The organism is Collinsella sp. SGI.180 (assembly GCF_050313455.1).
In the GTDB taxonomy this organism is placed as follows: Bacteria; Actinomycetota; Coriobacteriia; order Coriobacteriales; family Coriobacteriaceae; genus Collinsella.
The window spans coordinates 33,721-49,103 of the sequence record NZ_JBNPLL010000007.1 but is presented as its reverse complement, the minus strand read 5'-3'; the positions used below and the strand labels follow the sequence as shown (position 1 = coordinate 49,103).

The 15,383-nt window shown below is 56.4% G+C and carries 9 protein-coding genes; all 9 read left to right on the top strand.

Translation table 11 applies throughout. The features are described from left to right. Nucleotides 1–7 precede the first annotated feature (7 nt). The 9 genes from ACQRAP_RS04485 to ACQRAP_RS04445 all read left to right on the top strand — a co-directional run bounded on the left by ACQRAP_RS04485 (nt 8) and on the right by ACQRAP_RS04445 (nt 15,164). Nucleotides 8–403, top strand: coding sequence for a YlcI/YnfO family protein (locus ACQRAP_RS04485; RefSeq protein WP_427795009.1), 396 nt, complete (start codon nt 8–10; stop codon nt 401–403). Continuing rightward, nucleotides 393–1,001, top strand: a complete 609-nt coding sequence (locus tag ACQRAP_RS04480) for a DUF1819 family protein (protein ID WP_427795008.1) — start codon at nt 393–395, stop codon at nt 999–1,001. Before ACQRAP_RS04485 ends, ACQRAP_RS04480 begins: the two co-directional genes overlap by 11 nt. Next, nucleotides 998–1,603, top strand: a complete 606-nt coding sequence (locus ACQRAP_RS04475) for a DUF1788 domain-containing protein (protein WP_427795007.1) — start codon at nt 998–1,000, stop codon at nt 1,601–1,603. Before ACQRAP_RS04480 ends, ACQRAP_RS04475 begins: the two co-directional genes overlap by 4 nt. 11 nt (nt 1,604–1,614) lie before the next feature. Beyond that, complete coding sequence (gene brxC / locus ACQRAP_RS04470) at nt 1,615–5,187, top strand: BREX system P-loop protein BrxC (RefSeq protein ID WP_427795005.1); 3,573 nt, start codon at nt 1,615–1,617, stop codon at nt 5,185–5,187. A 5-nt stretch (nt 5,188–5,192) separates the two neighbouring features. Continuing rightward, nucleotides 5,193–7,772: a BREX-1 system phosphatase PglZ type A gene (gene pglZ / locus ACQRAP_RS04465; protein WP_427795004.1), complete on the top strand. Its 2,580-nt coding sequence runs from the start codon at nt 5,193–5,195 to the stop codon at nt 7,770–7,772. Between the two features lie 10 nt (nt 7,773–7,782). Next, nucleotides 7,783–11,250, top strand: coding sequence for a BREX-1 system adenine-specific DNA-methyltransferase PglX (pglX, locus tag ACQRAP_RS04460; RefSeq protein ID WP_427795003.1), 3,468 nt, complete (start codon nt 7,783–7,785; stop codon nt 11,248–11,250). 8 nt (nt 11,251–11,258) lie between these two features. After that, nucleotides 11,259–13,400 (top strand): BREX system Lon protease-like protein BrxL, encoded by a 2,142-nt coding sequence (gene brxL, locus ACQRAP_RS04455; RefSeq protein WP_427795002.1) that lies wholly within the window; start codon nt 11,259–11,261, stop codon nt 13,398–13,400. 118 nt (nt 13,401–13,518) lie between these two features. Next, the gene (locus ACQRAP_RS04450; protein WP_427795001.1) at nt 13,519–14,514 is read left to right on the top strand and encodes a restriction endonuclease; all 996 of its coding nucleotides are present in this window, start codon (nt 13,519–13,521) and stop codon (nt 14,512–14,514) included. Nucleotides 14,515–14,528: 14 nt separating this feature from the next. Further along, nucleotides 14,529–15,164, top strand: coding sequence for a hypothetical protein (locus ACQRAP_RS04445; RefSeq protein ID WP_427795000.1), 636 nt, complete (start codon nt 14,529–14,531; stop codon nt 15,162–15,164). Nucleotides 15,165–15,383 lie beyond the last annotated feature (219 nt).

The following is a 15,383-nucleotide window of genomic DNA, read 5'->3' as shown; positions in this document are numbered from 1 at the left end:
GCGCTAAATGGTGGTAGTGACGCGGAGCGATCATAAGGCATTCACGTCATTCGCAGCATTGTTGAACAACAAACCATGCGAGGTAAAAACGGGTCCATTTACAGAAAAGGCGATGACATCACAAGTCTATTGCAAGACAATGGGAATCGATTTTTTTACTAACAATGTATTGCATATCGCAAACATAGGGATGGTCAACATGGGTTATGCCGACTTGCTGCGCAAAGATGCAAACGCCACGGATATTCGCGAGTTTCTCGTGAGTGGCGAACAGACTGCAATAACCGTGCGCATCCCCGATACGTTGCGTGACGCCGCTAAGGAAGCCGCTTCTCTGAAGGGCACAAGCTTAAGTGCATACGTTCGCGAATGTTTAATCAAGGAGCTTACGAATGACAGGTAATGAACGACAGAAGTACAGTCTCTCCTTTACGAGCATTGGTGCCCGCAGGCTCGAGACTGCTGAGGTCGCGAGGGCCTTTGTTGAGACCCCCGATTGGGCAGAGGTTAGGCGTCGCATAGTCGAGGACGACATTATCAGCCTCAACAAAGAGAGCACTCGCAAGCGTGTCGGTGCCGAGATCATTAAGCGACTCAAGATGCTTGACGCAGATGAGCTGGCATTTTTGGCCGATGCCGTTGACGACGACCAGCTTGCCATGACGTGGCTCGCCATTTGCCGAACCTATCAGGTGCTCTATTCGTTTTCGACTGACGTCGTCGCTGCACGCTTCTCCAATATGGTGCCCGATGTGCCCCGAACGGTATGGGCCGCTTTTGTAGATGAGCAGTCTGTCGATCATCCCGAACTTGCACGCCTCACCGAAAAGTCGCTCAAACAACTCGAGCTCAGAGCATTCGGGATGCTTCGCGAGTGCCGCCTCCTTGACAACGCGGGTAACATCACCCCGCTCTATCCCTCGCTCCATTTTGCGGACCTCATTCGCGAGCGCGCTCCACAGGATATCGAGCTGTTCCCGAAGGCGGGTGTTTTGTTGTGACCAAAAAGTTCGAGCACATCGGATCGCCCGATGCGCGCGCTTTCATCGTGGAGCGTCTCTCCGACGACACGCTTCTCGGCCGCAAGGGCTACACGATGCGACAGTCGACGTATGTTTTGCCGTATCCTCCGGCGCAGAGGTCGTATGCTCGAGATCTCATAGCCGCCATCTGTTCCGACGACCTACCCAATAGGGGCGTCCGCGCTGTGCGGGTGAACCTTTATGACATCGTTCTCGACTACCTGGATTCTGAGGGCATGTGGGAGCCTCTTTGTGAAGCCGAGCAAACCGCCACGCGCGACGAGCTCATCATGATGCTTCAGGACACCATTAGCGTGAGCGACGTCATTAAGCCTGCCGTCGAGGCGGCTATCGACGACTCTGCGTGCGACATTGCGTTCATCACAGGCGTTGGAGAGACATTTCCCTTTGTCCGAACTCATACGCTGCTCGGCGAAATCGAGACGGATAAACCCGTCGTGTTGGTGTTCCCTGGCGAATACCGCCAGAACGCCGACGGTTCGACCTCGCTTGACATATTGAATATCCCGTCTGAAGCAAACGGCGGCTACTACCGCGCGACGAACGTGTTTGACCTTTAGGGGGCAACTCTATGAAATACGAGTATATGTACGAAAAGCCGATCGACAGGCCGATTGATGCTGTTGTGAAGGCTTCCAGCGTTGAGCATCTTGCTAACGAGCTCGACGAGTACGTGATTACTCCCGAACTTGCCGGCCACCTTAACCGCTTCTTTGATGAGTACAACGATCCCGATGCCACCGGTAATGGCGCATGGATCGCGGGCTTCTTCGGTAGCGGTAAATCTCACATGCTCAAGATTCTCGCAGTGCTTTTGGAGGACCAGGAAGTTGCCGGTAAACGCGCTGTTGACTACATCCTGCCTAAGCTCGAGGACGACCCTGCCCTGCGGGGCGCCATGGAAGTGGCCCGCACCCGCCATCCGAGCGAGTCCATCCTTTTCAATATTGATACGATTGCGCCTAACCAGGGACGCACCGAGGCCGGCGCTCTGCTTGCCGCATTCATTAAGGTTTTCAACCGTCATTGCGGCTATTTCGATGGTGATCAACAGCATATTGCCAAGATGGAATATGACCTCGACCGGGAGGGACTGCTCGATGCTTTTATAGCTAAAGTTGAGGAGGCTACCGGCAAGGCATGGGTTGATGTTCGCAAAGCAGCGCTTTTGCATGCTGCAAAGATCACTGCAGCATTCGATGAGGTGTGCGGCAACGAGCCCGGAACCACCGACAATGCCGTGCGCTACTACCAGCAAACATATAAGCCCGATATTCACTCGTTTGCCGTTCGCGTGAAGGAATACATCGATGATCACGAGCCGGGGTTCCGCCTGAATTTCTTCGTTGATGAAGTTGGCCAGTTTATCGCCAAGGATTCAAACCTCATGACGAATTTGCAGTCCGTGGCAGAAGAGCTCGCAACCGTATGCGATGGGGCGTCCTGGGTCGTTGTTACCAGCCAGGAAAACATGGAAGATACGATCGGTCAGATGACCGACAAGTCCGCCAATGACTTCTCCAAAATCCAAGCGCGATTCAAAATTAAGATGCAGCTCACGTCCAAGGATGCCAAGGAGGTCATCAAACAGCGACTTTTGGCCAAAAGCCGCGATGCCGTTTCTGCCTTAGACAGCATGTACGATAAGTACAGGGACGACTTCCCGGTGCTCTTTGACTTCGCCGATGGTTCGAAGCGCTATGTGGGTTATAAGGATGAGGACGATTTTGTAGGCACGTACCCCTTTGTGCCCTATCAGTTTGACTTGTTCATCACTGCGATGCGTGGTCTTTCCGACTACAATGCCTTCACGGGCAAGCACCATTCTACGGGAGCCCGCTCCATGCTCGGCGTGTTCCAGGAGGTTGGCGTCGAACTCAACCGCGGTGACGGTTCAACGGAGGGCCAGGACCTGGCAACGTTCGACTCAATGTTCGAAGGACTGCGCAATTCGTTAAAGAGCGAGGTCTATGGTGCCATCAGCATTGCCGAGACAAACCTTGCTGACATGCCCATGGCAATCCGCGTCCTCAAGGCACTGCTGCTCGTCAAATACTGCAAGGACTTCAAGGCAACGCCGGGAAACCTGCGTGTGCTCCTGTATGGCTCTTTCAAGCAGAACACGGCAACGCTCGAGCAGGAGATTAAGGATGCGCTTGCCGAGCTTGAACGACAGCTCTACATACGTCGTAATCCCAACTCGAACATCTATGAGTACCTTACCGACGATGAGAAAGAGATCGAGACGGAAATCCGTACGACGGAGATTCAGACCTCGGATGTACGCGATAAGATTGGCGATGCGTTTAAGGATATCGTTGGCGCCTCGCGCGCAAGCTACGAGAATGGTTCCTTCTCGCATGCCTTCCCATACAATCTTAAGGTGAACGGCGACGCCATCGGACGTTCGGGTAACGACCTGACTGTTGACATTGTGACCGATGCTCCATCCGGTGGTATCGTGGATGTTCAAACCTCTGGCCCCAAGACACTCACGGTTGTGTTGCACAATCCCAATGCGTTTCTCAACGATGTCGCCTTGTTCGTAAAGACAAATAAGTACGTAAACCAGGCGAGTGGTTCGAACGAGATTCGCAACGCGATAATCGCTGACAAGAGGGCAGTACTCAACGCGCAGTCGCGTAAACTCCGCGCCGATTTAGATGAGCTGATTGGAGAGGCGCGCTTTTATGTTTCTGGAGTCAACATTACCGACTCTGTGAGTGGTTCGGGCAAGGTCGCCATCGAGTGTGCTGTGGGCGAACTTGTGCGGCGCAGCTACACGGGCTTGCAACAAATTGTGCAGAACTACACCGACAGAGACGTTTACAACAGCTGTCTGCCGGCCCAATCGATGATTGACCTTCCTCTTCCCGAGTATGCCCAGACGGTACTTAGCTGGATCGGCATCATGGGTCCGGGCTACGCGGTAACCGTCGGCGGCGATGGCACGTCGAGTCTGATGGCGCACTTTACGAAGGATGAGTACGGATGGCCCGACGTTGCCGTTCGCAATGCGGTGGCGACGCTCTACGCCGCCGGTCGCGTCGAGATTCGTAAGGCGGGGTCGCTCCTCGAGGGCACCGCTCTCGCGCAAGCGCTCAAAGTTGGTCGCGATATGGATAAACTTGTCGTTGCCAAGGTCGAGGCCGTGTCTCCCGAGCGTCTTGCATCGATTAAGAGCTCGTTTAGAAAGCTCGTGGGCACCAATCCCGTTGGCGGCGATGCCAAGTCCATCGCAGGCGAGATGGTGGCCTATCTCGAGCAGGAAGTTCCAGCGTTCCGCGCTGCCGAGGGACGAGCCTCGACTTATCCATTCGCCACCGAATTTACCGGGAAGCTTAACAAGCTTAACGCTGCGCTTGGCGCGGTGAATGCTGATTGGAAATGGCTCGTTGACCAGTTTCCCGAGAAGGCTGACGCCCTCGCGGAGGACAAGGTAGACCTGTCGAGTATGAAGCAGTTTATTGAAGGCTCGCCGCTCGCTGTTAAGTGGAATGAGGTCAAGGAGTTCGGCGAAACCGGCCTTGCCGAGATGCGTGACCTCGGCATCGAAATTACCTCCGACCTTGAGGGAGCGCTTGCGGTCGTGAACGACCCTCAGTGCTATAAATCGCGCGATATCCCTCGCGCTGCGAGTGATGTCAGGCGGGCGAAGAGCGAGATTGACCGTGCTAGGGAGAGCTTAAGGTCCGACGTTGCTAAGGAACTCGACGAATATCGCGCTTCGTTTGAGAGCGCGTATGACATGGATGCGGTGCCAGAGGAAGCGCGTCTCTCGCTTGCAGAGATTTTCGATCAAGCAGCGACGAGACTCGCCGAAGAGCAGTCATCGCTGCGCATACGGACTTTCCTTGAGTCGTTTAAGGATGCCAAGGCGGCAAGCATAGTTTCCCTGCTCAATCCACCTGCGGTCGCTCCTGCGCACACGCAAGAAAACGACGAGTCTGACGGGGAAGCCGCTGGGTCGCAGCCCGAGCCCGCCCGGACCCAAGCGCCCATGACCTGCGCGCTGAGCTCGCTACGCGCGGGGGCTTATGGTAAACCGACCATCAAGAGTAGGCAGGATGTCGACGACTATCTCGAGGCGCTGCGCGCCGAGCTCGAGGCCAAGGTCGACGACGGAATCATCGTTACGAGGTAGGAACTGTGGACATCGACGTTCATGAAATCGAGGACAGGATTAAGGGCCAGTTCAGCCTTGGTCATGCGACGCTGTTCTGGGAGGACGAGTCCGGCGAGTACGCCGAGACTGTCGCCTCTTTAGATTTGGACGGCGGCGCTATCCTCGACGCGACCGGTGCGGAGCTTGCATGCAAGCGGACGATCCTTCGCGAGCGACCTGCCCATAATCTTGTTGTCTATCGTTCGGGTGCAAAGCCACGTTTTCAGGATGACTTTCTATACGACATAAAGCTCGCTGCCACGCCCTTCACTTGCAAGATGGAAGGTATCTGGGCGAGCGAATGCGGCGTTCCTATGGCCCTTGCCGACGCCCTCGCCGAACATGGGCGCTTCTTCAACTCAAAGGAGCGTCGCAAGGCCCTTGCGGCAAGCGTGCTAAGTAAGAGTGACGACCGTTCTCTTCGCTTGGCGATGCTCTCCGCGTGCGTAGGATCGAGGGCGGAGATTCCTCGCGACGCCGTGCGCGATGTGGTGAAGAAGCTCCTCGCCGAGCTTGGGCGCGGGCAGGATAGGACGTTGCGAGTCATTTACGAGTGTGGGCTTGTCACAACGCTTTGGTCCGAGATCTTTGAAGTTGTGGGATATGCCGCACCCACGGGTGAAGACCCGACCCTCGAAGACCTTGCTCTCAAGATGCTCAAGGCACGCTGCGCCGATCTCATTTGTGACAGTGCGTCGCTCAAAGCGGATGCTGCGCGAATACTCGCTGACCTTGCCGCCAGCAGCCGCACTAGCGATTCATATGACTCGCTGGCACGCGAATACTCCGACGCTGTCGTTTCATCGGTGGGTACTGACAAGCGTTCAATGGAGTCTATCGGCACCAACGATGCTCTGGCAGTCTTCGATGACTGGATTATCACAGATATGCTTGGACGTGCTCTCGACGGCACGCTGCACGCGGCTGATGCCCAAAACGAGCTAAACGTGCGCCTGCATACCCACTGGTTTGGGGACTATGTCCACCAGTATGAGGCTCTGGCCGCTGCAGTCACGACGCTTGAGGGAATCGAGGCATATAAGACGGAATGCACCGCGGCGACAACCGAGAGAGAAATCTTTGACGCGTACTGCGCCAATTGGCACCGCATCGACGAGGGATACCGTAGCTTTGTGAATGCCATGCGCAATACGACTGCCCAGTTTAGGAGGAGGGCCAACGAGCTTGTGTCCAGGGTCGATGACGCCTATGGCAAGTTTCTCGTTGACCTGACCGATCGCTGGCAGCTGCATCTTATGGATTCGGGGGTCTATCCACCCTCGACTATTCCCTCGCAGTCGGGATTCTTCTACGAGAAAGTCGAGAAAGAACTCCCGATGGCCGAGAAGGGCAAGCGTCTGGGCGTTATCGTTTCCGATGCGATGCGCTATGAGGTTGGCGCCGACCTTTCGACTCGTATCGCCGGCGGAGCCTTGTCTTCGGGACGTGTTCTCGTGAGTGCGAGCTGTGAGGGGATGGCCTGCATGCTGCCGAGTTATACCCAGTTGGGTATGGCGGCACTACTTCCTGAAGGGACCATGGAGGTTGACCTGGCTACGGCTAACGTGCTTAAGGATGGTGACGCCACCGATGGGCTCGCCAATCGCCAAAAGGTCGTAGAGGCAGCGATTCCTGGCGCTATGCTCATCCAGGCGTCAAAAGTCCTTGAAGAGGGTTTGCCCAATGTCGAGGGCGCTCCGCTCGTGATGGTCTACCATAACGCGATTGACAAGCGCGGTGACTCTCGCGACACCGAAGGCGAGGTCTTCGCAGCATGCGAAGATGCAATCACCCAGGTGATGAAGATTGCCGGTGAGCTTCTGCGCGCGGGATGCGGTAAGGTCCTCGTGACCGCCGATCACGGTTTCCTCTATCAAGATGGCCAAGTCGAAGAGTATAACTTTGCCGCGGCGGACGGTCTTACCGATCTTGTTCATGCTTCCGGTCACAATCTTAGCCACGGCAGAAGATATGCCATGGGCTTGACGCTGCCAAAGAGCGACGTTCTTATTGAATACTCTTCAGCGCAACTTTCGCTTGGTGGCGAGGGGCGGTTTGCCTTCCCTCGAGGTATTACACGCTTGCGTTTGCGCGGCAGCGGCGCACGCTATGTCCACGGCGGTGTCTCTCCGCAAGAGAATGTCGTTCCAGTGGTAACCATAAACCGAGTCGACGCTCGTCAGACGGCGGAGTGCACGGGGGTTCAGGGCTTCCTTTGCGGAAGGTCCGCCATTACCGGCTCAACGGTGACCCTCGACGTATACCAAACGGAGCCGTGCTCCGAGAAGGTGAATCCGCTGACCGTGCGCGTCGGCCTCTACGACCCCGATGACGCGAGCCGCCTCCTATGTGCCGAGGTACAGACGCTCGAGCTCGCAAGTGCGGCTCAGGGCTCCGAGGAACGTAAGACCCGTGTCACGCTCCACGTGACTGACGACGTGGACGACTGCGTCGCCGCGGTGCTCAGGATAAGCGCGCGCGTGGGAAACACCAACCAGTTCGATGCCGAGTGGGAGCAGCGGCTCTCCGTGAACCGCGCGTTCGGCAACGACTTCGACTTCTAGGATGGCAGACATGGACTCCAACAAGATAAAGAACCTGGCCTTCGGCGCCCGCGACGCATTGCGCGCCGAGGTCGCCGCGAGGATCGACGCCGTCCTGGAGCCCGGTAGCCCCGAGCGGCTCGACCTGCCCGAGAAGGTCAGGAGGCTCGAGGCCGCCATCGACGACAAGGGTTTGGACGCCATCATCGAGTCGACGGCGTACACCTGGTTCAACCGCCTGTGCGCGCTGCGCTTCATGGACGCGAAGGGCTACACGCCCGTCCCCGTGGTGACGCCGCGCCCGGGCGCGACCCAGCCCGCGATCCTCGCGGACGCCGCCCAGGGCGTGTTCGACCCGGACTTCGGCTTCTCGCGCCTGGTGCGCGACCGCGTGCAGAGCGCCCTCGCCGGTGGCAGCGGCTCCGGCGCGAACCGCACCGAGGCGGCCTACGGCGAGCTACTGGTGGCAGTATGCGACCGCTACGCCGCAGCGATGCCCTACCTGTTTGGTGAGGCGGCGGCGTCGAGCCTCGTCATGCCGCAGGGCCTCCTCGCCGAGGGCTCGATCCTGCGCCGCATCGTCGAGGACATGGACGATGCGGAGTGCGAGACCGTCGAGGTACTGGGCTGGCTCTACCAGTTCTACGTGGCGGAACGCAAGGCGGAGTACAACGACAGCGGCCGCAAGGCGACCGCGGACGACATCGCGCCCGCCACGCAGCTGTTCACGCCCGACTGGATCGTTAAATACCTGGTGGAGAACTCCCTCGGGCGCCTGTGGATGCTCAACAACCCGGGCTCGGCGCTCGCTTGCAAGATGGATTACTACATAGCACCCGAGGGCGAGACCGAGGACTACATCAAGGTCTACTCGCCCGAGGAGCTAACGCTGTGCGACCCGGCGTGCGGATCGGGCCACATCCTCGTGTACGCCTTCGACCTGCTCTTCGAGATCTACCAGGAGGAGGGCTACTTCCCGGAGGACGTCCCGGCGCTCATCCTGCAGAACAACCTCTTCGGCATGGAAATCGACGGCCGCGCCGCCGAGATCGCCAAGTTCGCGCTCGAGATGAAAGCGTGCGAGAAGGACCCCGATTTCTTCGAGAAGAAAATCGACGCGAACGTGACGGTGCTCGAGCCCGTCGCGTTTGAGCCCGGCGCGCTTGCCAGCGCGGGCCCGCTCGCGGGGGCGACCGAGCTCCTCGACGCCTTCGAGCACATGACCGAGGTCGGCAGTCTCTACGTGCCCGCCCCCGGCGACATTGCCGCCGTGGACAACGCCATTGCGAGCTTCAGCGAGGACGACCTGCTGGGCGCCGGCGTGCTCAGGAAGCTCCACACGATGAAGAGCGTGCTTGAGGCGCTGTCTCGCAGAGTCGATTGCGTGGTCGCGAACCCGCCGTATTTGGGGAGCAGCCACTTTAACGATTATATGAGGGATTGGATTAGGGGGCGCTATCCGGACGAGAAAAGCGACTTGTGCGCTTGTTTTATTCGTCGTGGTTTTAGCCTTGTGCGTAGTTATGGCTATAGCTCCATGGTTACGATGCATTCTTGGATGTTCCTTGGTTCTTTTGAGCAGATGAGGAAGTCGATTCTTTGCAATAAGATGATTGTCTCCATGGCGCATCTTGGGTCCCGCGCATTTTTGCAGATTGGCGGAGAGGTCGTACAAGTTACTGCTAGCGTTTTTTTTAATGCTGCGCCGCGCGATAATATAATGGGTTGCTATGTCCGACTTGTTGGGTTCGGCAACAGTGAAGAGAAACAAGCCGCCTTACGGTGTGCTGCCGACAGATCTTCTTGTCCATGGAGGTTTGAATCAAGGCAATCTACTTTTGGAGCCATTCCGGGTTCGCCGATTGCTTATTGGGCCAGCGAACAAACGCGCCTAGCCTTTTTGACTGGGACCAATGCAGGAGCTATTGCCGAGTTCAAGCACGGCATGAGCACGGGTAAAAATGAAAAAGTCTTGCGGCAATGGCAGGAAGTCAGGCTGTGTGACATCTGCTTCGATGCTGGGTCACATGAGGATTTTTACACAAGCGGCGCTCGGTTTGTACCCTACAACAAGGGAGGCCAATTTCGTAAATGGTGGGGGAACCAGGCGTTTGTCTTGGGATATGATAAAGAATTTGATCGGCTGATGGATTCATTTGCGGGTCATCGTCACGATAATCGGGATACGTATTTCCGTCAAAATCTATCATGGTCGAAAGTGTCTACTGATCAGCTTGCAATGCGCCTTTTCCCTAAAGGTTTTGTTTATGATGTTGCGGGTTGCAGCCTATTCACTAACCCTAATTCTGAGCCTGTTCTGCTTGCGATGTTTAATTCTTCCGTAAGCATGGAATTGATGGGACTTATGGCGCCGACTTTAAATTATGAGGTTGGTGTCCTACGAAATGTGCCTATTGCTGAAGAAGCTCTTACAAATACCTCTGTCCCTTTTTTTGTTTCTGAGTGCATAAGGTTGAGCCGTGCTGATTGGGACGCTTTTGAAACCTCATGGGACTTCGAGTGTCATCCTCTTGCACCCTCCGCACGCGAACGTGCTGAGCAACTTTCCTACGGCATGAACTCCAGCGCCCGCGCGGCCTCCGTTTCGCTGATTTCGGAGAGGTTTAAGCGCTGGAGCGCCGATTGCGACGAGCGCTTCAACCAGCTCAAGTCCAACGAGGAGGAGCTCAACCGCATTTTCGCGCGAATCTACGGCATGGAGGGCGAGGTGCCCATCGAGGTGCCCGACGACAAGGTCTCGGTGCGTCGCGCCGACCTCGTGCGTGACGTGAAGTCTCTCGTCTCCTATGGCGTCGGCTGCATCATGGGCCGCTACTCGACTTTCGCGCCTGGACTGATTCTGGCGGATGCTCAGCAGACCGTGGATGACTTCAAGACAAAAGTTCCCAATGCTGGGTTCCTGCCCGACGCCGACGCCATCCTCCCCGTGCTTGACGGCGAGTGGTTCGGCGACGACATCGTGGCTCAGTTCCGCAAGTGGCTTGAAGTGACCTATGGTGCCGAGACGCTCGATGAGAACGTGAGGTTCATCGAGGAAGCCTTGGGCAAGGACTTGCGCAAATACTTCGTGAAGGACTTCTACAAGGACCACTGCGCGACCTATCAGGTGACGGGCAGCGGTAAGCGCCCCATCTATTGGATGTTCGCGAGCCCTAGGGGCAGCTTCCAGGTGCTTGTTTACATGCATCGTTACACGCCGAGCACGGTCGGCCAGATTCTGACCAAGTACCTGCGCGAGTACGTCGAGAAGCTCAATGCGAAGATCGGCCAGCTGGAGCAGAGTGACCGCGCTGCAGACAACCGCCAGGCGGACAAATATCGTGCGGTGGTGCGCGAGCTTACCGACTGGGAGCGCGACGTCATCTACCCGCTCGCGAATGAGCGAATCGGCATTGACCTGGACGACGGCGTTAAGGTCAACTACAACAAGTTCCCGCACGCCTTAGCTAAGGTTACGGGTCTGAGCACGTGGAAGTAGGGCTGCGCATGGACGCATTGGACAAGAAACTGAACGATGTATTTACGGGCTACGTAGTCCGTAAGGACCTCGTCAAGCTCGTGAAGGGCAATGCAGCGGTGCCTAGCTACGTGCTTGAGTACCTGCTGGGGCAGAACTGCGCCACCGATGATGAAGGCCAGATTGAGGCGGGCGTGGAGCGCGTGCGCAGCATCCTTGCCAAGCACTACGTGCAACGTGCCGAGGCTGGCGCTATACGTTCTGATATTAAGCAAATTGGCCAGAAGCGTATCATCGACAAGGTTTCCGTCATACTCAACGAGAAGCGCGATGCCTATGAGGCGTCCTTTGAGAACTTGGGTGTATCCAAGGTTCTCGTGAGCTCTGACACAGTTAAGAAGAATCGTCGTCTGCTCGTTTCGGGCGTGTGGTGCATCGCCGATTTATCCTACGAGGCAAATGAGGCGCGCGATGAATCGCCCTATGTCCTCAATTCGCTTAAGCCTATTCAGATGTCGCGTTTCGACTTTGAGGGCTTCGTTGCACGCCGTTCGCAATTTTCTGAGGACGAGTGGATTGACGTACTCATCCGCTCGATTGGCTTGGATCCTAATCAGCTGGGTCGCCGTGCCAAATTGTTCCAGCTGACGCGCTTGGTAACCTATTGCGAGCGTAACTACAACTTGGTTGAGCTGGGTCCCAAGGGCACCGGTAAAAGTCATGTGTTCAGTGAGTTCAGTCCACACGGTATTCTTATCTCGGGTGGCGAGGTGACGCCGGCAAAGCTGTTCGTGAATAACTCCACGGGTAAGATCGGCCTGGTTGGCTACTGGGATTGCGTGGCGTTCGACGAGTTCGCCGGTAAAAACAAGAAGCCCAAGGCAGACATTGTCGACATCATGAAGAACTATATGGCCAACAAGAGCTTTAGCCGCGGCATCGAGCAGGTAACGGCAGAGGCATCCATGGTGTTCGTGGGGAACACGAGCCACGATGTGAGTTACATGATTAACAAGACGGACCTGCTCGAGGATCTGCCCACCGTCTACCACGACCCGGCGTTTATCGACCGCCTGCATGCGTACATCCCCGGCTGGGAGATGGACATCATCCGTGGCGACATGTTTTGCAGTGATTTTGGCTTTATCGTTGACTACCTTGCCGAGGCCTTGCGTGCCATGCGCCCCATGGACTATTCGGGTGAGGTTGACCGGTTCTTTGAGCTTTCTAGTAGCATTTCGACACGCGATCGCGACGGCGTGGTGAAGACGTGCGCGGGTCTGATGAAAATCCTGTTCCCCGGGCGCAACGAGACCGCCGAGGAGGCCGCTGAGATCGTCGAGTTTGCGTTAGAGCTGCGCAAGCGCGTGAAAGACACGCTCATTCGCATTGACGAGACCTTCGAGCGTGTCGACTTTGCCTATCGGTCCAAAGAGGGCGGCGCCTGGAAACAGGTGGCAACGCTCGAAGAGCTGGACTATCCCGCGACGTATCACTCACTGGACAAGGTGCCTTGGGAGGGCGACGGGGGCAAAGCGCCTATGACCGATGGGTTCGAGGTGGCGGTCCAGGCAGAGGAGCGCGTCGTCGAAGCATCCGTGGATAAGCCCGCTGCGTCCGCTGAGGCTGAGGCAGCAGCTCCTGCGCAGTCTCAGCCGAAGCCAGCGGTGCGTAAGCCTGGAGCTGGACACATTGCCCTGCGCGAGAATCAGCGTGGTGTTTCCTATGAGAAGCTCTTTGGTGCTTACTTGGAGGGAGCGCAGAATGTCGAGATTATTGATCCGTACGTGCGCACGTTCCATCAATGTCGCAACGTAATGGAACTGCTCGAAGTGGTCGTGCGCCATTGCAAGTTTGACGTGACTTCGGTAAAGGTGCATCTGATTACAGCTCCCGACGAATACCCCGATTCCAAGCAGGAGGAATACCTGGAGCAAATCAGGGAGTCCATGTCTCCCTTGGGCCTTGATTTTACTTGGGAGATTGATCGCAGCGGTACGCTTCATGCGCGACATCTCAAGATCGATGGCAAATGGGACATCCTGCTCGATCGCGGGTTGGATATTTGGCAACGCTTCGACAGCGGCAACGCTTTTAGCATCGAGAACCGCCTACCCGAAATGCGTCGCGTAAAGGCATTTGAGCTCACCTATATGAAGGTGAGCGAGTAATAGGGCCGCTTGTTGTCATTTGCCAATGCAGCGAATGTCGTCGAAGTGATCTTTGGGGTTTTGAGTTAAGCCATGGTGTCACAACACAGATGCGCTATGGCGGGAAGGCAGGTTTCGCGTGGGTGCTTGGATGATTCGTGCGGGGCGCGGCGGCGTATATGCGTCCGACTGGCTCGAGCGCGGCGTCATAGGTATCGGTTGGGATTTCGATGGTGCCGATATTGCCGCTATGGATCGCGAACAGATTAGGGCGGCATATGGCCAGGCGCATCCCGGTGACAGCAAGGGTAAAGTCGCGGCGGGTGTTGGCCAGGTTTACCGCTTTGCGCACGATATGACGACGGGCTTGACTGTTGTCATGTACGATCCAGAGAGCCGCCTTTATCACCTTGGCGTTATCACTGGCCCCTGCGTTGCCGTCTGCGATATGGACGGAGTGACCTACACGCGAGACGTCAAATGGGGTGAAACCGCTCCACGTGACGTGCTCTCGCCTTCTTCTAAGAATTCACTTGGCGGCATCCAAACCATCTTTGCCGTGTCTGATGAAGTTATGGCCGATCTCATGAACGCCGCAAAGGATAAGTCGGCGGTGCCTTCGAATGATTCCGCCATCGATGATAACAACGCGACAAATGACGAAGAAACCCTCGCAGCAACCTATGACAATGGTATTGAGCTCATTAAAGATCGCGTTAACCAGCTCGATTGGGAGGATATGGAGCGCTTGGTAGCGGGCTTGCTCAAGGCCATGGGCTACTGCGCTCGCGTTATGCCCAAGGGTCCTGATGGTGGTCGCGATGTGGTGGCGTCTCCGGATGCTCTCGGATTGGAATCGCCTCGTATTGTCGCTGAGGTCAAACACCGTAAGGGCGCCATGGGCGCTCCGGCAGTCCGTGCTTTTATCGGTGGCCTTCGCGCAGGCGACCGTGGACTGTATGTGTCAACTGGGGGCTTTACGAAAGAGGCGCGCTACGAGGCCGATCGCGCGAACATTCCCGTTCGACTACTCGATCTGGATGCCTTCGTGCGGCACTATGTCGAAATCTATGACAAGACCGATGACGATACCCGTTCCATTCTTCCGCTCACCCGTATCTGGTGGCCAGCATAAAAGGAGACATTGCCATGATTCAACAGGTTGCTTTCGAAGTTCCCGCAGAAATAGCGGTGGGCCTAGCTACTGGTAAGTATGTCCAATGGGGCGGTGTTGTGCGCGATGGCGCTGGTCATATTGTTCGGCATCTTAAGCCTGCAGATGTTCAAAATGGGGCCAACAAAGCGCTGCGCATAGCTGACCAGGCAGTTCAGCTTGCGAAGCAGAACAAGAAAGTTGCTATAGCCGCGCTTGCGGTTGCGGGCGTAGCTGCGGTCGGCGGAGGCATCTATGCGGGAATGACTCATGTGCGCCACAGCAAAGAAGACGCGATGCGAAAGAAGCAGATGGCAGACTTTAACTCCACATTCTCGGAATACCTTAAGGCTTTGGGGGATGGCGAACTCACAATCGAGATGATTGACAGGTTGGAAGGCGCCATAACTGCCCTTAATGGCGGTAAGGAAGGCTTTTCGGTCGAAATTAAGGGCGAGCAGTTTGAGGACATTGTTAAGTCCGTGCGCGACTACACAGAGCGTCTTTCGAAGGCAAATGGTGAGAAGGCACCTAACGTCATTCTTGGGCTGTTCGAAAAGAAGCCGAATGACATTGAGGGCCTGAAGGAATGTCTCAACACCCAGCGAGGAATACTCCTGCGAGCAGCATAGATGAACCGCTATATTCGGGATGCGGGTTTCTGCACTCTCGCACACCGAACATTCGGCCACTTGAGGCTCTCCATGGCCATACATCGTGCGTAAATTGACTTGGGAGATTCTGAACGCCAAAACTTTGGCAATTAGACTGCGGAAAGCGGGCTCACCGAGATCGGTGAGCCCGCAGACGTTGTGCATGCCGGTGTGGTTGCCTAGTTTGAAAGCTGAGGC